The sequence below is a fragment of the Streptomyces sp. NPDC057486 genome, from assembly GCF_042802415.1.
GTDB classification, from domain to species: domain Bacteria; phylum Actinomycetota; class Actinomycetes; order Streptomycetales; family Streptomycetaceae; genus Streptomyces; species Streptomyces yanii.
In genome coordinates this window covers 99,945-117,759 of record NZ_JBHVEE010000012.1, presented here as the reverse complement: position 1 = coordinate 117,759, position 17,815 = coordinate 99,945, and the positions used below count along the sequence as shown (strand labels likewise).

At 70.0% G+C, this 17,815-nt stretch carries 15 protein-coding genes and 1 tRNA gene; 4 read left to right on the top strand and 12 right to left on the bottom strand.

Annotated elements, in window-relative coordinates; genetic code table 11:
* Window positions 1–510: 510 nt before the first annotated feature.
* Together ACFU6I_RS09130 and ACFU6I_RS09125 are read right to left on the bottom strand one after the other, a co-directional pair.
* Window positions 511–1,368 carry a sugar phosphate isomerase/epimerase family protein gene (locus ACFU6I_RS09130; RefSeq protein ID WP_384363266.1) on the bottom strand — a complete coding sequence of 286 codons (858 nt, stop codon included), beginning with the start codon at window positions 1,366–1,368 and terminating at the stop codon, window positions 511–513.
* Window positions 1,369–1,397: 29 nt separating this feature from the next.
* Complete coding sequence (locus tag ACFU6I_RS09125) at window positions 1,398–4,886, bottom strand: ThuA domain-containing protein (protein WP_384363264.1); 3,489 nt, start codon at window positions 4,884–4,886, stop codon at window positions 1,398–1,400.
* A 258-nt stretch (window positions 4,887–5,144) separates the two neighbouring features.
* On the opposite strand from ACFU6I_RS09125, the gene ACFU6I_RS09120 reads away from it, so the two are divergent.
* Window positions 5,145–5,522, top strand: coding sequence for an MmcQ/YjbR family DNA-binding protein (locus ACFU6I_RS09120; RefSeq protein WP_384363262.1), 378 nt, complete (start codon window positions 5,145–5,147; stop codon window positions 5,520–5,522).
* 79 nt (window positions 5,523–5,601) lie between these two features.
* Here the strand turns inward: ACFU6I_RS09120 and ACFU6I_RS09115 are convergent, their stop codons facing one another.
* Complete coding sequence (locus ACFU6I_RS09115; protein WP_384363260.1) at window positions 5,602–6,498, bottom strand: transketolase family protein; 897 nt, start codon at window positions 6,496–6,498, stop codon at window positions 5,602–5,604.
* Window positions 6,499–6,563: 65 nt separating this feature from the next.
* Window positions 6,564–7,265 carry a transketolase gene (locus tag ACFU6I_RS09110; RefSeq protein WP_384363258.1) on the bottom strand — a complete coding sequence of 234 codons (702 nt, stop codon included), beginning with the start codon at window positions 7,263–7,265 and terminating at the stop codon, window positions 6,564–6,566.
* A 126-nt stretch (window positions 7,266–7,391) separates the two neighbouring features.
* Between ACFU6I_RS09110 and ACFU6I_RS09105 the strand changes: the two genes are divergently transcribed.
* A tRNA-Pro gene (locus ACFU6I_RS09105) sits at window positions 7,392–7,468 on the top strand.
* Between the two features lie 178 nt (window positions 7,469–7,646).
* Here the strand turns inward: ACFU6I_RS09105 and ACFU6I_RS09100 are convergent.
* The gene (locus ACFU6I_RS09100; RefSeq protein WP_384363256.1) at window positions 7,647–7,874 is read right to left on the bottom strand and encodes a hypothetical protein; all 228 of its coding nucleotides are present in this window, start codon (window positions 7,872–7,874) and stop codon (window positions 7,647–7,649) included.
* A gap of 208 nt (window positions 7,875–8,082) precedes the next feature.
* On the opposite strand from ACFU6I_RS09100, the gene msrA reads away from it, so the two are divergent.
* Window positions 8,083–8,598: a peptide-methionine (S)-S-oxide reductase MsrA gene (gene msrA / locus ACFU6I_RS09095; RefSeq protein ID WP_384363254.1), complete on the top strand. Its 516-nt coding sequence runs from the start codon at window positions 8,083–8,085 to the stop codon at window positions 8,596–8,598.
* 358 nt (window positions 8,599–8,956) lie between these two features.
* Here msrA and ACFU6I_RS09090 read toward each other — a convergent pair whose 3' ends face one another.
* The 4 genes from ACFU6I_RS09090 to ACFU6I_RS09075 all read right to left on the bottom strand — a co-directional run bounded on the left by ACFU6I_RS09090 (window position 8,957) and on the right by ACFU6I_RS09075 (window position 13,055).
* The gene (locus ACFU6I_RS09090; RefSeq protein ID WP_384363252.1) at window positions 8,957–9,805 is read right to left on the bottom strand and encodes an SDR family oxidoreductase; all 849 of its coding nucleotides are present in this window, start codon (window positions 9,803–9,805) and stop codon (window positions 8,957–8,959) included.
* A gap of 42 nt (window positions 9,806–9,847) precedes the next feature.
* Window positions 9,848–10,882 (bottom strand): zinc-binding dehydrogenase, encoded by a 1,035-nt coding sequence (locus tag ACFU6I_RS09085; protein WP_384363250.1) that lies wholly within the window; start codon window positions 10,880–10,882, stop codon window positions 9,848–9,850.
* A gap of 301 nt (window positions 10,883–11,183) precedes the next feature.
* The gene (locus ACFU6I_RS09080; protein ID WP_384363248.1) at window positions 11,184–12,035 is read right to left on the bottom strand and encodes an aldo/keto reductase; all 852 of its coding nucleotides are present in this window, start codon (window positions 12,033–12,035) and stop codon (window positions 11,184–11,186) included.
* A 42-nt stretch (window positions 12,036–12,077) separates the two neighbouring features.
* A complete protein-coding gene (locus ACFU6I_RS09075; protein WP_384363246.1) occupies window positions 12,078–13,055 on the bottom strand; it encodes an aldo/keto reductase in 978 nt (325 codons plus the stop codon).
* A 264-nt stretch (window positions 13,056–13,319) separates the two neighbouring features.
* Here ACFU6I_RS09075 and ACFU6I_RS09070 point away from each other — a divergent pair, with 264 nt between their 5' ends.
* Entirely contained in the window at window positions 13,320–14,207 is an 888-nt protein-coding gene (locus ACFU6I_RS09070; RefSeq protein ID WP_384363244.1) for a helix-turn-helix transcriptional regulator, read from the top strand.
* A 315-nt stretch (window positions 14,208–14,522) separates the two neighbouring features.
* Here the strand turns inward: ACFU6I_RS09070 and ACFU6I_RS09065 are convergent, their stop codons facing one another.
* The 3 genes from ACFU6I_RS09065 to ACFU6I_RS09055 form a co-directional block, all read right to left on the bottom strand.
* Window positions 14,523–15,329: a thioesterase family protein gene (locus tag ACFU6I_RS09065; RefSeq protein WP_384363242.1), complete on the bottom strand. Its 807-nt coding sequence runs from the start codon at window positions 15,327–15,329 to the stop codon at window positions 14,523–14,525.
* 447 nt (window positions 15,330–15,776) lie between these two features.
* Window positions 15,777–17,423 (bottom strand): amidohydrolase, encoded by a 1,647-nt coding sequence (locus ACFU6I_RS09060; protein ID WP_384363240.1) that lies wholly within the window; start codon window positions 17,421–17,423, stop codon window positions 15,777–15,779.
* Window positions 17,420–17,800 carry a cupin domain-containing protein gene (locus ACFU6I_RS09055; RefSeq protein ID WP_384363238.1) on the bottom strand — a complete coding sequence of 127 codons (381 nt, stop codon included), beginning with the start codon at window positions 17,798–17,800 and terminating at the stop codon, window positions 17,420–17,422. Before ACFU6I_RS09055 ends, ACFU6I_RS09060 begins: the two co-directional genes overlap by 4 nt.
* Window positions 17,801–17,815 lie beyond the last annotated feature (15 nt).

Here is a 17,815-nt window from a genome sequence, read left to right as displayed (position 1 = left end):
GCGCCCCCCCCCCGGCGGGGCCCGCTCCAGCGTGTCGGCAGGTGCGGTGCATCGCCGGGCGGAGGATCCCTCTCGTACCGGACGTACTCGGGTGAGGCGACAACGCAGCGAGGTGCCGTGCCGGGCATCGCGAGCCGGGCGCCCATGGTGTGAGCTCCTCCTGGGGAGCGCAGGCGCGCCCGGGGGCTCTCCGATGCGGCCGCGGGGTGGGTCACCGCTTCCGCCGGGGCCCTCGCAGCACCGTCGTACGCGTCCCTGATCGGGGCGTTGAGCAGGTCGTCGCGGCCGGCGAAGCAGCGGCGGAACGCGGGGCCCGAGAGGCCCATGCCCTCGACGATCCGGGTGAGAGCGACCGCCGGCGTCGGGCAGCCCTACGGCCTCCGAGAAACCTCTCCCGGCCACCGTGGACGCGATCCTCGCCCGTACGGGCAGTTGCTCGCCGCCCACTGAGCACGCAGCGGCCCCGGGGAGGCGGAACGCTCCCCGGGGCCGCTGCGCGCGCCGGTCCGCTCAGTACCGCAGGCGTGACAGATACGTGTAGCTGGCGAGCGCCGAGGCGAACGGATCAGCCGGTGAGTCGTGCTCCACCAGCCACTGCTTCACCCCGCCCCGCCGCGCGGTGTCGAACATCGCCGGGAAGTCCAGCACCCCCGACCCGACATCGGCGAAGCTCCCGTTCGGCGCCATGTCCTTCACATGCAGCGCCGGGAAGCGCCGGGGATGGCGTACGAACAACTCGCCCGGTGCCGAGGCGCCACCGTTGGCCGCCCAGTACAGATCCAGTTCGAAGCCGACGAGTTCCGGATCGGTCTCGGCGAGCAGGATGTCGTACAGGCTGACCCCGTTCACCACCTGATGGTCCGTGCCGTGATTGTGGTAGAGCAGCTTCAGCCCGGACTCGCGGGCGGCCAGTCCCGCCTTGTTGAACTCCCGGGCCGCCTCGCGGTATCCGGCCGGACTGTGCAGCGATCCGGGCAGGCTGGGTACGACGATCCACTTGCCGCCCAGCGTATGGATGTCCTCCAGCGCCTGCGGCAGCCCGGCGCCCTTCACGATGTCGTACGCGACATGTTCGAGGACCGCCTTGAGCCGTGTCTCGTCCAGCATCCGCCGGATGTCGGCCGCGCTTTTGCCGTGTCGGCCGCTCACCCCGACCGTCGCGTACCCGATCTCCGCCAGCCGCTCCAGCGTGCCCCGGAAGTCCGTCGCCAGAGGGGTCCGCATGGTGTACAGGTGCATGCCGATCCCGGACGGCGGGATGGGGCGGGAGGGCCCGGACTCCATGGCGGCTGCCGGGGCCGTGCCGACCCCGGCGGCCGCAGCGACGCCCAGAGCCGTACCGAGAAACGCACGTCGTGTGCCGTTCATATCGTCTCTTTCCTCTCAGTCGACGCCGCTCAGCTCACGTCGATGCGGATGGAACCGGTGCTCGTGTCGCCCTTGTCGTCGGTGACCGTCAGATGCGCGGTGTACGCACCCTTCCGGCTGTAGGTGTGCGTCGCCGTGGCGCCCTCGGGCCCCGCGGACTTGACGTTGTCGCCGAAGTCCCAGTGGTAGGAGGTGATCGTGCGCCCGGCCGCCGGCTTGACCATGCTGCTCAGCGCGACGGCGAGGGGAGAGGTGCCTGTGGCCGGGTCCGCCTTCACCGTGACCTGCGTACCGGGTTTCTTCTCGACGCCGGACCCGTTGAAGTGCAGCCAGTCCACGGCGAACAGGTCGGCCTTGTCGCTCGACCATTCCGGGTTGGTGAACACCGCGTACAGCTTCACGCTGCTCCCCGGGTCCTCCAGGGCCGTGGTCGGCGAGACGATCTTGCCCCAGTCCCCGGTGTTCGGCACGGTCACCTTCCCGAGCAGCTGCCCCGTCGGGGAACCCGCCCGGAACTCGACAGTGCCACCGATCCCGCCGGAGGCCGCGCCGACCGTCACCGAGTCGATGTTCTTCAGATGCACCGGATCGAAGCTGATCCAGTCACCGTCCTCGATCTCCGTCAGCCGCTTCCCGCCGGAGGCGTCGGTCCTGTTTCCGATCACCACTCCGCCGTGGGCTCCGCCCGTCGCCGTGAAGTGCTCCGCCTCACGGAAGGTGGTGCGCAGTGTCAGTGAGGTCGAGCCGGTGAGCGCCGGGGCGTCCGGGGCGCCCTTGTCCTCGTAGCGGGCGGTGATCCCGTAGTACAGATTCTGACCCGGGCCGTGGCTGTCCCCGGCATCCGTGACGATCTCGCCCGCGCAGCCGGTGTAGTTGTCGAGCGGATGCAGATGCGTGTCATGGCCGAGCTGCGACTGCACGACCACCCGCGAGCAGTCGATCGGCTGTCCGTTCCTCTCGTCCTCCTTGTCCTTCACCTTCACGGTGAACGGGATGGTGTCGCCGAAGCTGAACATCCCCCCGTTCGGCGGCTGTTTGATCGTCACTTCGGGACGGGTGTTGCCGACGGTGATGTCCTGCACCGCCTGCGCGGTCAGACCACCGGGCCCGGTGACGGTCAGCCGCGCCGTCGTGAGCCCCTTGGTCTGGTACGTGTGCGAGGGGTTCGGCTCCGTCGAGTCCGTGGTGCCGTTGCCGTCGAAGTCCCAGGCATACGTGACCGGTCGACCGTCCGGCAGCCCGGAACCGGCGCTGGAGAACGCGACGGTGAGTGGCGCCGGACCGTTGTCCCGGCTGACGGTGATCTTCGCCTCGGGCAGCCGTCCGTCACCGACGTAGTCGATCCGGTAGATGCCCGACCCTTCGTTGCTGCCGCCACGGCCGGTGCCGCTGCCGAGCCCGAAGTCGATGACGTACAGCGACCCGTCGGGACCGAAGTCGGCATCGAACGGCTGGTTCCACTTCATGTCCGCGAAGACGCCGTTGATCGACTGGAGTTCACCGGCCTTGACGGGAGCGAACCGCGGATTGCTGAATGTCTGGTCCTTCTGCTGGAAGGAGAACGTCTTGAACCACTGCCGGGTCAGCTCGTAGGTGAACCACTTCCCCTCGAAGTACTCGGGGAACTTGGTGCGGTACGGGTTGTCGGGGTCGTAGTCGTAGACCGGACCGCTCATCGGGCCACCGCCGCCGGTCCCGAGCTCCGGGAACTCGGCGGATGCGGAGTAGGCGTACCAGACCGTCGCGGGCTGCGCGGGCGGCAGATTCCGCAGCCCGGTGTTGTTCGGCGAATCATTGACGAGCGCCGCGCAGTCGAACTTCGGACCGGACGTCCTCGTTGTGAAGTCGTAGTCGTTGAACGGGGTGTTGTTGCCGATGCAGTACGGCCAGCCGAAATTCCCCGCCTTGGTGATCCGGGTGTACTCGACCGTGCCTTCCGGCCCGCGGTTGGCGACCGCGGCCTTGGCGTCCGGGCCGTAGTCGGCGACCATCAGCGCGCCGCTCACCGGATCCGTGGTGATCCGGAACGGGTTGCGCATCCCCATCGCATAGATCTCCGGGCGGGTCTTCTCCGTACCGGGCGTGAAGAGATTGCCGTCGGGGACGGTGTATGTGCCGTCGTCCTTCGGGGTGATGCGCAGGATCTTGCCACGCAGATCGTTCGTATTGCCCGCCGTGCCCTGGGCGTCCCAGGCGCGGCGGCCCTCGCCCTCGTCGATCGGGCTGAAACCGTCCGACGCGAACGGGTCGGTGTTGTCACCCGTCGCCGCGTACAGATTCCCGTTCTTGTCGAAGGCGAGCGACCCGGCCATATGGGAGTTGGCCCGGCCCTCGCCGCGCCAGGTCGGAATGGTCAGCAGCCTCTTCTCCGAGGCGGGGTCGACCGTGTTGCCGGTGACCGTGAAACGGGAGAGGTTGAGCCGTTTCTCGGTCTTGTCGGAATGCAGCAGATAGAGCCAGTTGTTCGTGGCGAAGCCCGGATCGAGCGCGAGACCGAGCAGCCCGTCGGACTGGCTGGTCATCTCGGGCGAGTACGCGAAGTCCAGTGCCGTTGTGACCTTCATGGTCTGCTGGTCGATGACCTTGAGCTTCCCGGTGCGCTGGGCGAAGAACACCCGGCGGTCCGGGGCGATCGCCAGCTCGAACGGGTCGGCGAGGTCGCTGGTGGCCAGTGCCGTGCGCTGGAAGGAACCGGTCCGAGTCGCCGTGCAGTCGCCGGACTTGGCGCCCGCGGCCCACTCGATGCCGCCCAGCAGATGCTTGACGAAGCCCTCCTCCTGGAAGGCCGACGCGGCATGGCCGCCGGCGGTGAACCAGGAGCGGCCGCCGTCGTAGTTCTGGCACCAGGACCACGGATGGTCCACGCCCTCGTCCAGACCCGTGATGCCGTCGCGCACCTTGATCTGCGCGAGCGTGTGCACCTTGGAGGTCGGATTGGTACGCCAGTTGTACCACTCCTCCGTACGCTCCCAAAGGTCCGGAAGGCCCTTGGTGGAGGGGTGCGCATGGTCGAGTACCTTGACCCGGCCGGTCTGCACGGCGGGATGCTGATCGAAGATCGCGCCTACCAGGCCCTCGTACCAGTCCCAGTCGCGCTCGCTCGCCGACGCGGCGTGCAGCCCGACCCAGCCACCGCCCGCACGGATGTACTTCTGGAGCGCGGAACGCTCGTCGGTACTCAGCAAGTTGCCGCTCTGCGGCGTGGAGTTGGTGTTGTTGAAGACGATGGCCTGGAAGCGGGCGAGATCGGAGTCATTGAATACGGCCGAGTCGTCGGTGGCCTCGACTTCGAAGCCGTTCTCGGTACCGAGTTTCTTGATCGCTTCGATGCCCGCAGGAATCGAGTCGTGCCTGAAGTTGGTGACCTCGGAGTAGACAAGGACCCGGAACGGGGCCGCGTGGGCGCGAGGCGGCGAAGCGACCAACAGGCCGAGGATCAGGGCGAGAAGTGCGGTGAGGGCGAGGAGGGATGAGGGCAATCCTCGCGACGGGTGTCTGCTGAACGGATGGTGACTCATGGGCGCTCCCTGTGCGGTAGATGCCGACTACGGGATGTAGAAAGCGCTTTCTGAAGTACGCCGTTCAGAGTAGGTTCACGTCTTCCGCGGGGTCAATGGGTCGGCAGGGCTCTCTGTGACTCTGCTGTGAGGGGGTGCGAGCCTGCTGCGGACGGCTCGGGGCGGCGGCCGGGTCCCGCGGCTCCGGGCGATTGTCGGTGCCGGGCGCTACGGTCGATTCCGACCGCACCTGGCTGGTTCACCGGATCGGAGACGTGGATGACCACCGCCGACGACGTCCGCACCATCGCGCTTTCTTTGCCCGACACAGCCGAGAAACTGGCCTGGGGGCAGCCCACATTCCGCGTGGCCGGGAAGATCTTCGCCGCGCTCGGCGACGACGACACGACGATGGGCGTGAAGTGCCCGGTCGAGGACCGGGTGGAGCTGATCGCCGCCGAACCGCAGAAGTTCTTCACGCGCAAGGGCCACGACGACACCTACGCGTGGCTCCGGGTGCGGCTCGCCGCACTGGACGACGTGGACGAGCTGACCGCGATCCTCGCCGACTCCTGGCGCCAGGCGGCACCCCGAAAACTGCAGGACGCCCATCCGGATCTGGGCCGGGCCGTGGTCGACGGCGAGGGCGCCGCCTGACAGCTTCCGGAGAGGGGGAGGGGTGCGGAACGTGTTGGGCGCGGCTCCGGAAGCACATCGGCTGCCGCCCCCGCCCCGGTCAGCCGCCCAGGAAGCCGGTGATCCGCCCCCGCAGTCCCTGCGGATCCAGGCCGTGTGCGGCGAGATGTTCGTCCATCTGTCCGTACCGACGAAGCTCCGCCTTTCCCACTCCGAGCCCCAGCACCCGGTGCGGCAGATCGGCGAGCGCGTCGTTGGCGGCGCCCGTCGACGTGCCCGCCAGATACGGTTCGACGATCACCACGTCCGCCGTCTCCCGGCCCCCGACCGCGCGCCGGAGTCCCGCCGCGTCGAAGGGGCGCACGGTTGTCGCGTACAGCACCGTCACATCCAGGCCGTCCGTCGCTGCCAGGACGTTGTCGAGCATGGGGCCGACGGCGATCACCACCCCGTTGCTCCCCTCCCGCACCGGCGTGAACCCGGCACCGACCGCCCGGGCCCGCTCGTTCTGCTGGAGCGAGAGCCGCAGGTAGACCTTGTCCTCCCCGGCGGCAGCCTGCCGCAGCAGGGCCTCCGCCTCGTCGGGGTGGCCCGGCACTTGCACCGTCCAGCCGTCGAGGGTGTCCATCAGCGCGACATCGCCGGGCGCCATATGGGTGACGCCGCCGGCGGGCCAGTCGTAGGAACCTCCGGCGCTGACCAGTACCCCGGACACACCCTGATGTCCGAAGTCGAGCTTCACCTGCTCGAAGGGCCGCTCCACCAGGAACGGGGCGAACGTATGCATGATCGGTCGCATCCCGGTCAGCGCCAGTCCGGCCCCCGCGCCGACCAGCAGCTGCTCCCGGATTCCGACATTGATCACCCGGTCCGGATGGGCGCGCTCGGCGCGGTCGAAGCCGTCCCGGCTGATCTCGGCCAGCACGACGGCCAGCCTGGGGTCGTCGTCCAGCAGCCGCGACGCGGTGGTGATGAAGCGGTCACGCATGGTGTCCATGGGTCGGTTCTCCCTCGTTCTGAATCGGTGAATCGCTGAATCGCTGGTGTGCGGTGGTGCGGGGGTCAGTTCTTCGGGGAGACGCGGGCGACCACGGCCCGCGGCTGCCCGGGATGCGGTGCCGTGTATGCCGCGTACAGCGCCTCGTGGTCGTGCCCGTCCACGGTCTCGGCCGACCAGCCGGCCGCCTCGAACCGGGATGCGATGCCGCCGGGCCACCCGAAGGTGGCGGAGGCGTTGTCGATCACCAGGGTGTGCAGCTGCTCGAGTCCGGCCGGGCCGGCGTAGGCGATCGCCTCGTGGTTGCTGCCCTCGTCCAGCTCGGCGTCCCCGATCAGCACCCAGACCCGGGGTTGGGTCAGCCCCTGTGCCCGGAGCCCGAGCACACTGCCGACAGCCAGCGGCAATCCGTGTCCCAGCGAACCGCTGCCGATCTCGGCACCGGGGACGAGCATGCGGTCCGGATGATGCCCCAGCGGTGACTCGTAGCCGCCGAATCCGGGCAGCAATTCCTCGTCGAAGAAGCCGTGCGCGGCGAGGACGGCGTAGTACGCCATCGGTCCGTGCCCCTTGGAGAGCAGGAACCGGTCCCGGTCCGGGGCCTCGGTGGTGTCGGGGGTGACGCGCAGCACCTGGTCGTACAGGACCCAGAGGGCATCGAGGGTGGAGGTGGCCGCGGGCCCGTGCTTCTCGTCGCCGGTCATCAGGCTCATCAGGCGGTTCAGGTCACGGTAGGTGTGCGCCGGAGCGGCGGTCTTGATCGTCATGGGTGCAGCATTCAACCTCAAGCATGGTTGAGGTCAAGTGTGGAAAGAGGTTCGTAAGCACCGGCTCAAGTGCGGTATTGTTCTCATGCGCGTTCGGCCAGGGGAAAGCCCAGGTCAGGCGAGCATCGGGACGTGGCGCAGCTTGGTAGCGCACTTGACTGGGGGTCAAGGGGTCGCAGGTTCAAATCCTGTCGTCCCGACCATGCTTTTTGCAGGTCGGAGGCCGTTCTCTCACTCGTGGGAGGGCGGCCTTTCGTGCGTTCGGGGCGTGGTGGTCGCGGAGCCGGACCGGGTGTCGCAGTCGAGGGTGACGTCGCCGACGCGATGGTGGCGCTGGCGCTTGGTGCCGTGGCTCGCGCTGTTGACGCGGTGTTCGGCCCGTCAGGTACGGAAGTCGGGTTCCTGGACGGTCGGTTCGCCGATGAGGGCGGAGAGGTCGGGATCGTCGGGGTCGGCTGAGGTCTCCTTGTGTCGGGCGGCGACGGTGTCCCGGGTGCCCTGCTGCTGGTCCTGGTGCTTCCCTCGTGCCGCCGGATCGGTGAACGGCAGGCGCATGCAGTGAACGCGTCGGCGTGAGACCTGCCGGAACTTCGAGACCGCGGTCGTCACCGGTTGCTTGCATCCACCCTTGATGCTCGGCGCGACAGACCCCTCTCGGGTATTCCGGCCCTGCCGGATTTTGTCACCGCCTTGACTGGTGATGAATCTGCCATGGCATCCGTCACCTGTTAAGATGGTGACGAAAGTCGTGGGGTTTCCCGGCCAGTATGCGAGGCTGGATCCCGCGCGAACGGATGCGGACAGAAGGGTGATGACGATGAGTGACGTCGAGGAGAGGGCGCTGCTGGCGGGCGGCTGCTTCTGGGGTATGCAGGAGCTGATCCGGTCGCTTCCCGGGGTTGTGCGCACCCGGGTGGGTTACAGCGGCGACGACGACACGCCCCACCCCACCTACCGCGACCACGGAAAGCACGCGGAGTCGATCGAGATCGTCTTCGACCCCACGGCCACCGACTACCGCACCATCCTGGAGTACTTCTTCCAGATCCACGACCCGACCACGAGGAACAGGCAGGGCAACGACGTAGGCCTCAGCTACCGCTCCGCCATCTTCTACCTCGACGACGAGCAGCGGCGCGTCGCTCAGGACGCCATCGCCGACGTCGAGGCGTCGGGGCTGTGGCCGGGGCCGGTGGTGACCGAGGTCGTGCCGGCCGGCGCGTTCTGGGATGCCGAGCCGGATCACCAGGACTACCTCCAGCGCTACCCGGACGGCTACACCTGCCACTTCCCGCGCCCGAACTGGCGGCTGCCCAAGCGCGCCGAGTCCTGAACACCGGCGCGGCCGTGAAGGGCACCGCCCTTCACGGCCGCGCATCCGACAGATGATGTCCGGGCCGTGGGCCGGTCCGACACACGCCCTAGGCGTAACCGATGTCGAGGACGCCCGCCTCGGTGTGCTCGAGCGTGCTGAAGCCGCTGCGGGCGCCGGGGTGCTGGTGGGCACGGTGGGGAGCAGGTACACCGCTCGACTGGTGCGAGGCGGCCGCGTCGGTCGCGGCGGACGCGCCGACCGGAGGGCCGGACAGCGGGACCGCGGCTGCGCCGGTGCCCAGTCCGACGGCCTTGCTGAAGGTATGTTCCTCCTGGGCCGCCGACCAGCAGCTCTCCGCCGCCTCTGCGCAGTGGGGTCAGGGGACGGTCAGCTCTCCGCCGCGCAGCGCGGCGGTGACGCCGCCGTCCATCAACAGGTCGGCGCCGGTGATGAAGCCGGCCTGGCGGCCGAGGAGGAATGCGGCGGCATCGGCGACCTCGTCGGGTGTGCCGAAGCGTCCGGCGACCGACACCTCGCGTACGTGCTCGAACCACTCGCGGCGCGGCCCGGCCAGTTCATCGAGGGCCAGCGGGGTGACGATGACGCCGGGGCTCACCGCGTTGAGCCGAGCCTGCCGCTTGCCCCACGCGGCGGCAGCGGTCTGCACCCGCAGCGAGTTTGCCCGTTTGGACAGCGCGTAGGCGTGCACGGTGGTACCGATCTGCTCGCTCTGCAGGAACGGCAGTTCCAGCAGTTTCGCCGTCTCGGTCGTGGCGAGCGCGTGCTCGATCTCCGGTGCGTACGGGCTTTCGCGGTGCCCGGCCATGCTGGCGATCACCAGGCCCGCCCCGCCCGGAGCGACGACGCGGGCGAAGGCATCGAGCACCATGGCGGTGCCGAGCAGGTCGACCTGCAGGATCCGCTCGACGGTGGCCTGGGTGGGGGAGACGCCCGCAGTGTGCACGACCTGGGTGACCGGGCCCAGCGCGGCGGCCGCATCGGCCAGGGACTCCACCGCGTCGTGGTCGGCGACATCGGTGACACGGGTGGTCACCTCGTGTCCCCCGCCGCGCAGCGTCCGGGCCGCGGCTGCAGCCGCTTCCTCGTTGCGGTCGGCGAGCAGGATCCTGCGGCCGGCGCCGATACGGCGCGCGATGGCGAGGCCGATGCTGCCGGAGCCGATGACGACGGCTACTTCCGTGGTGGACGGGGTGTTCTGGTTCATGGCGGATGCTCCTGTGCTCACCGCTGGTGCCGGGTGCCGGGTTCAGGGACGGACGAGGACTTTCAGCGCTTCGCGGTCGTTCATCGCCCGGTAGCCGTCGGCGACGTCCTCCAGGCCGACCGTGCGGTCGAAGACGCGGCCCGGGCGGATCGAGCCGTCAAGGATGTGCGGCATCAGTTCCTCGATGTAGGTGCGGGCCGGGGCGACGCCGCCGGTGAGGGTGATATTGCGCATGAAGTCGCCGAATCCGAAGGGGACCTCTGGGTACTGCGGGGCGCCGACACGGCTGATGGTGCCGCCGGCGCGCACGACCCCGAGGCTCTGCACGAGTGCGTCCTTGAGGCCCACGCACTCGAGGACCTTGCGGGTGCCCTCGCCACCGGTCAGCTCGCGCACCCGGGCGACGCCTTCGCCACCGCGCTCGGTGACCACATCGGTGGCCCCGAACTCACGGCCCAGCTCGGTACGTGCCCGATGGCGACCCATGAGGACGACCTGGTCGGCGCCGAGGAGCTTGGCGCAGAGCACGGCGGCCAGGCCCACGGCACCGTCGCCGACGACGGTGACGCTGTCGCCGTGCTCGACGCCGGCGGTGCGGGCGGCGTGGTAACCGGTGCACACTATGTCGGACAGCGTCAACAGGTCCGGCAGCAGCTCGGAGTCCTCGCCGACGGGCAGCTTCACCAGGGTCCCGTCGGCGTACGGGACCCGCGCGGCCTGGCCCTGACCGCCGTCGACCCCGTTCACGCCCCACTGCCCGCCGTGCAGGCAGGAGGTCTGCAGGCCCTCGCGGCAGTAGACGCAGGTGTTGTCGGCCCAGACGAACGGGGCCACCACCACATCGCCGGGCCTGAGGCCGCGCACCTCGGAGCCGGTCTCCTCGACCACGCCGAGGAACTCGTGCCCCATGTGGCGTGGGTTGTCGGTAGGCGGCAGCGACTTGTAGGGCCACAGGTCGCTGCCGCAGATGCAGGACAGCACGATCCGCACGATCGCGTCGGTGGGCTGTTGGATCTTCGGGTCGGCGACGTCCTCGACGCGTACGTCGCCGGCCGAGTACAGCAGGGTGGCTCGCATGAGCGGAACTCCTCGAAGGGGTGGGGGTGGTAGCGGGTTCGGCGCGGTTCCAGGCGGAGGTTGGCGGCCGGCGCCCGGTCGGTCAGAAGGTGTTCGACGATGCTGGTGCAGCGCCCGTACGTGGCGCGGTAGGCGGCATCCACGCCCGCGTACCGGCTGGGATGCGCCTCGGGAACGTCACTCGGCGCGTTCGGATCGCGGGTCCAGCCCTTCGGCTGTGCCGATCCGCTCCAGATCGGAGCTGGTCCAGGAGGTCAGGGGGTGTCCTTCCGGGTGCCCGGATGAGCCGAGTGAGGGGGAGTCAGGAGTCCAATCGGTGCTTGGCCAGCCGGGCGACCATCTCCGGATCGCGGTGGTCGAAGAACAGGGACGCTCCCGTGTCCAAGGTGGCGATGGCGGCCATCTGGTCGTCGGTGAGCTCGAAGTCGAAGATGTCGATGTTCTCCGCCATGCGCTCGGGCCGGACCGACTTGGGGATCGCGACGACGTCGCGCTGGGCCAGCCACCGCAGTACCACCTGCGCCACGGACTTGCCGTGCTCCCGGCCGATCTCGCTGAGCAGCGGCTGGGTGAACAGGTTGTTCCTGCCTTCGGCGAACCCGCCCCAGGACTGGATCTGGACCCCGTGCCCGCTCATGAGTTCCTGGTCGGCGGCGCGCTGGAAGAACGGGTGGGTCTCGATCTGGTTCACCGCGGGCGTGACGTCGTTGTTGACGATCAGGTCGACCAGCCGGTCCGGGTGGAAGTTGGCCACGCCGATCGCCTCGGCCCGGCCCTCGCGGTACGCCTCTTCCATGCCGCGCCACTGTCCGTGCACATCGCCGTAGGGCTGGTGCATCAGATACAGGTCGATGTAGTCCAGGCCCAGCTTGGCCAGCGACGTCTCGAAGGCGCGTTCGGTGTTCTGTTCGGCGGGTGCGTCCTGGACCCACAACTTCGTGGTGACGAACAGTTCGTCTCGTGGCACGCCGCTGTTCCTGATGGCGCGGCCGACGGCTTCCTCATTCTTGTACGCGGCGGCGGTGTCGAGCAGGCGGTAACCGGCGGCGAGAGCCCCGGTGACGGCCTGCTCGGTCTGCTCGGGCGGGATCTGGTAGACGCCGAAGCCGAGGATCGGCATCGTGGCGCCGTTGTTCAGGGTGACGGTCTGCATGGGTTCCTCTGGTCGGATCGTTGCCGTGGGTGAGGCCCGGAATCAGCGCTCGAGCATCTGCCGGGCGCCTTGCGGATGGGTCTCGCCGGCCGCCGGGGGCAGGTTGCCGAGGCGCGCGAGATGCTCGTCGGAGAGTCGGATGCCGTCGGCGGCGGTGTTCTCCTCGACCCGGTGCACTCGCTTGGTGCCGGGGATGGGAGCGATGTCGTCGCCCTGGGCCAGCAGCCAGGCCAGCGCGACCTGGGCGGGTGTGGCCCCGGCCTCGGCGGCGACGCCCTGGACCTCGTCGGCGATGCGCAGGTTGCGCTGGAAGTTCTCGCCCGTGAAGCGCGGGTTGCCGTGCCGGAAGTCGCCTTCCTTGAAGCCGTCCGTGGAGCGGATGGTGTTGGTGAGGAAGCCGTGGCCGAGTGGGGCGAAGGGCACCAGGCCGATGCTCAGCTCCCGCAGGACGGGCAGGATGCGGTCCTCGATGCCGCGGGTCCACAGGGAGTACTCGGACTGCACGGCGGTGACCGGGTGGACGGCATGGGCGCGGCGGACGGTGTCCGGCCCGGCCTCGGACAGGCCGAACGCGCGGACCTTGCCCTCGGCGATCAGCTCGGCCACCGCACCGGCGGTCTCCTCGATGGGCGTGTTCGGGTCGACCCGGTGCTGGTAGTACAGGTCGATGTGGTCGGTGCCGAGCCGCCTCAACGAGCCCTCGACGGCGGTGCGGATGTTTGCCGGACTGCTGTCCCGGTTCCACGGCCCGGCCCCGGCGTGCGAGACCATGCCGAACTTCGTCGCCAGGACCACCTGGCCACGGCGCCCCTTCAAGGCACGTCCGACGAGTTCCTCGTTGACATACGGGCCATAGATCTCGGCGGTGTCGATGAAGGTGACGCCCAGCTCCAAAGCCCGGTGGATCGTACGGACGGACTCCGCCTCGTCGGTCCCGGAGTCGGTGTAGCCGTGGGACATCCCCATCGTGCCCAGTCCGATCCGGGAAACCTCCAGGTCACGCAGTGTGAGGTGGTGCATCGCGGTCTTCCTCTCCTGGCCGTTCCCGGCGATGGCCGTCGCCCCTCGCAACCCGAGTCCGCGGTGCGGTGCTCAGCGGGCGGGGCGACAGCCGGGTACGGCTCGGTGCAGTGCTGCTCGGACGGTCCTCCGAGCACGTCATCCACAGTGCTGCCGTACGCGGTCTTCAGGAAGGCCGAGCTGTGCCACTGAGTGGCCAGCCGTGGTGTGACAGGTCCCCCCTTGCACCCGCCGTCCAGCTCACGGCGGTGTGAGACTGAAGGCATGGCACCCGAGCAGCAGGGCGGCACCGAGCTGGGACGCTTCCTGCGCGCGCGCCGCACCCAGACAAGCCCCGAGTCCGTCGGCCTCACCACAGGGCCCGGAGTGCGCCGCACCCCCGGCCTGCGCCGCGAGGAACTGGCCACCCTGGCCGGAGTCAGCATCGACTACTACGCCCGGCTGGAACGTGGCAGGGAAACCCGGCCCAGCCCCGAGGTCGTCGATTCCCTCGCCCGTGCCCTGCACCTGGGCGACGACGAACACCAGCATCTGCGCGAACTCGCCGCCCGTGCCGCCCGCTACGCCCCCGAACCCCCGCCCGCGCCCAGCCGCACCGTGCGCCCGCACATCAAACAAATCCTTGAGACGCTGCGCCCCAACCCCGCCTACGTCGTCAGCCGCAGCATGGACCTGCTCGCCTGGAACCCCGGTGGCCTCGCCCTGTACGCCGGCATCGGCGACTGGCCCGTCAAGCAACGCAACCTGGCTCGCTACCTCTTCCTCCACCCCGCCGCCCGCGACGTCCTCACCGACTGGGACAACCAGATCCGCGGCTGCGTCGCCCGCTTGCGCGCGCTCGCCGGGACCGACCCCGACGCCCCCGACCTGACCACCCTGGTCGGCGAACTCCTCCTCAAGAGCCGTGACTTCGCCGGATTGTGGGAACGCTACGACGTCACCGGACGCAAGTACGCGACCAAGACCTTCCACCATCCCACGGTCGGCGATCTCACTCTCGGCTTCCAGGCCATGCAGCTCGAAGGAACGCCCGGTCAACGCCTCGGTGTGTACTTCGCCGAGCCGGGCACCCCCGACCACGACGCCATGCTGCTGCTCGACCTCACCGCGCCCCGGACCCCGAGTGAAGAGGCCGCCCCGTATCGTCAGTGACAGCAGCACGGGACCGGGCAGCCGCCCCACTCGATGTGTCGCTCACTGCAGCTGTGACGTAGGAGATCATGTCTGCCGCGCGGTTCTCGCCCTTGAGGCCGGCGGCGGTCGACACGAACACCGCGCAGTGCAGCCGACCTCTACGCCCACCGGCAGGTCCAGCTCGACCATCCGACACGTATCAAAGGGGTGCAGAGCGTCCGGACGGAGATGCCGATGCAGTGCGTCGGGCAGACCTCCGCCGTACTCTCGCCCCGAGCCGACCGGGACCGGAGTGTCCGGCCGGGTCGGCGATGCGGTGACTTTCCAGCCTTGTCATGTTCCCGGCTGGGGGCGGACCGTGAGGATCTGCTGGGCGTGTCCGACCGGGCCGTCGACGTCGTGCAGGACCGTGCTGGTGAGGCCCTGTCCGGAGGGGCCGAAGGTGACGGTGGTGTCCAGTCCCGTCCAGGTGCCGCGTGGTTGGCGGTGGAGGTGGACGGTCAGGTCGACATTGGGGAACATCCACGCGGTGGGCGACTGCCGGACGGCGATTCCGTTGGCGGTGTCGACCAGGGCGAGATACGACGCGAGCGGGCTGACGGGAACGCCGGCGACCAGATCGAGTGGCGTGGACACCCAGGCGGTCGTACGGCCCGGCCGGGGCGGCGCGACCGGGCGGACGTCCAGGGACGCGATGTAGTCACCGGGCCACACCTCGGACATCGGCCACGTGGTGAGTGACTCCGGCGGGGCGAGGCGGTCGTCGGGCCCGCCCGCGACCGCGGTGGTGTCGAGGCTTGCCAGGAACCAGGCGCGGGCCCGGACGACCGGGCGGCCGGCGATCCGTACGACCGCTTCGAGGAGTTCGATGGTCCGGCCGGGGCGGATGGTCTCCACCTGGATCTCGCACTCGTCCAGGGCGAGGCGGCCGAGTATGTCGTAGCTGATCCGGGAGAGGGTCAGGCCGTCGTCCGGGCCGGCTGCCCGGTGACGGTCGAGGGCGTGGACGACGAGCCCGCCCAGCGGGCTGAAGTGCTGCTCGTCGGGGTCCCAGGCCCCGCCCGCGTGCGTCGTCGGCTTGTAGCGGTGGTCGTCGATGGCTTCGAAGTAACTGGCCCGCGGCGTGGTCGGGATGGACAACGGTTGTTTCTCCTCAGGTGTAACGGACTTCCAGGGGCAGCCGGAGCTGCCGTCACGTCAGCTGCTCGGGACGCTACCGACATGGGCCTCGTCTCGCCCTGTGAGAAAGTGCACAGTGCAATCACTGTGTCGGTGGGCCGGTCGGGCGCAGGCGCGTTGAGCAGGACGACGTAGACGGTCGTTCCGGCGCCGACGCTGAGCATGGTGCGGCGGCCGAAGACCAGTCCGCCGCCGACCCCGTACGCCTCGCAGGCGATCTGCATGGCCGGCAGCCGGGGCGCCGGTCCTGTACCTGCGCCGGCTGTGAGCTCGCGGACCGCGGCGACATCGGCGCCCCTGCCGACGAAGGTGGTCAGCCGGGCGTGCGACCGGCGGTCATCACGGTGCCCGCCGATGCGGTCGTCGGCCAGTACACCGGCACCATCACCCACTGCGCCGTCCGACCACTCACTCGGCGTGGACCGCCTCCCCCGCGACGAGGGTGAGTACCGAGCGGGCGCCGGCCACGTACCCGTCGGGGGCGAAGAGGTCCCGGTCGAGGACGGCGAGGTCCGCCGCCATCCCCTCGCGCACCAGGCCGACCTCGTCGTCGTTGCCGTTCACCCAGGCCGAGCCCGCGGTGTAGGCGCGCAGGATGTCGGTGAGCTCCAGCCGCTCCTCGGGCCCGAACGGACGGTCGGCGTTCGGCCACTCGGCGTGCGCCGAGCCGGGTGGTTCGGTGCGGTGCACTGCCACGTGCATGGCCTGCCACGGGTCGGCCGTGGTGACCGGCCAGTCGCTGCCCCCTGCGAGCCGGGCGCCGCTGTCAAGCAGCCGGCGGAAGGGGTACTGCCGGCCGGCCCGTCCCTTGCCCAGCAGCGGGTTGGTCAGCTCGTCGGTCTGCTGGTGGTGGGTCGCCCACAGCGACTGGACGTTGGCCGCCACCCCCAGCTCGGCGAAGCGGCCGATGTCCGCGTCGTCGATCAGCTGCACATGGGCGATGTGGTGGCGCCGGTCACGCGGCCCGTTCGCGCGACGGGCGGCCTCGACCCCGTCCAGGCACTCGCGCACCGCGCGGTCACCGATCGCGTGGAAGTGCACCTGGAAGCCGGCCGCGTCCAGCCGGGTCACTGCCCGGGCGAGCAGCTCGGCGGGCACGTTGGAGTGGCCGAGGTTGCCGGTGGCGCACCCGCAGGAGTCCAGGTACGGCTCCAGCAGGGCGCCGGTGCCGTTTTCCAGCACTCCGTCCTGCATCACCTTGACCGCGCCGGCCCGGAACCGGTGGCCGGGCTCGCCGCGGCGCGCCACCAGGTCGTCCAACTGCTCCAGGCCGCGGTTGCGGTCCCACCACAGGGCACCGGTGACCCGGGCCTTCAGCAGTCCCTCGGCGTCGGCCCGGCGGTAGGCGGCGAGTGTGTCGCCGGCCCCGCCGTAGGCGCCGACGATGGCGTCCTGCCAGCCGGTGATGCCGTACCGGAAGAGGTGGTCCTGCGCGTGGCGGAGCGCCGCGACCTGGTCCTCGACGGTGTCCCGCGGGAGCAGCCGGGCCACCAGGTCCATGGCGCTCTCGTGCAGCACCCCGGTGGGCCGGCCGGCCGCGTCGTGCTCGATCCGTCCGGCCGGCGGGTCCGGGGTGGCCGCGTCGATCCCGGCGCGCTCCAGTGCCACCGAGTTGACCCATGCCGAGTGGTGGTCGGCATTGGGCAGGAAGACCGGCCGGTCCGGGACGACTGCGTCAAGCGGCTCGTGGGTGGGCCAGCCGCCGGGGAAGCAGTCCATGGTCCAGCCGCCGCCCAGGATCCACGGCTGCCCGGGGTGGGTGGCCGCGTACTCCCGGACGGCCGCGACGCAGCTCTCGGCGTCGGTGGCGCCGGTGAGGTCGCAACGCAGCGCCTCCAGGGCGCCCCAGACGGGGTGGATGTGCGCGTCCTGGAGGCCGGGCACCACGGTCCGGCCGACCAGGTCGACGGCTTCGGCCGGCCGGCCGACGGCCCGGCGTACCTCGGCGTCGGTGCCCACGGCGGTGATCCGGCCGCCGGACACGGCGACGGCCGCGGCGTGGGGGCGCCGCGGGTCGCCGGTCCACACGCGGCCGCCGTGCAGGACCAGGGTCATGCGCCGGCTCCGTGGGTGCGCAGCACGTACACCTTGCGCAGGGTCTCTTGTACCTGCCATGTGCCGCGCCAGCCGGCCGGCATCGCCAGGGTGGATCCGGGAACGAGCTCGACGGCCTCTCCGCCCTCGGTGTACACGGTGGCGGACCCGGTCAGCACCTGGCAGACCTCGTCGTAGCCGTCGCGGGTGGCGGTGAAGTGGCCGGGGTCGCACTCCCAGATGCCGACCTCCACCAGTCCGTCGGGGGACTGCCACAGGGGGCGGGTGGTCTCCTGCTGGCCGGTGGTGCTCGTGGGCTTGGGGTTCGCGGGGGGAAGGTCGGCGCTCGCCGCATCGGCGAGGAAGGCGACGGTGGGGACGAGGGCGGTGGTGTCCATGATGTGGGTCGCTCC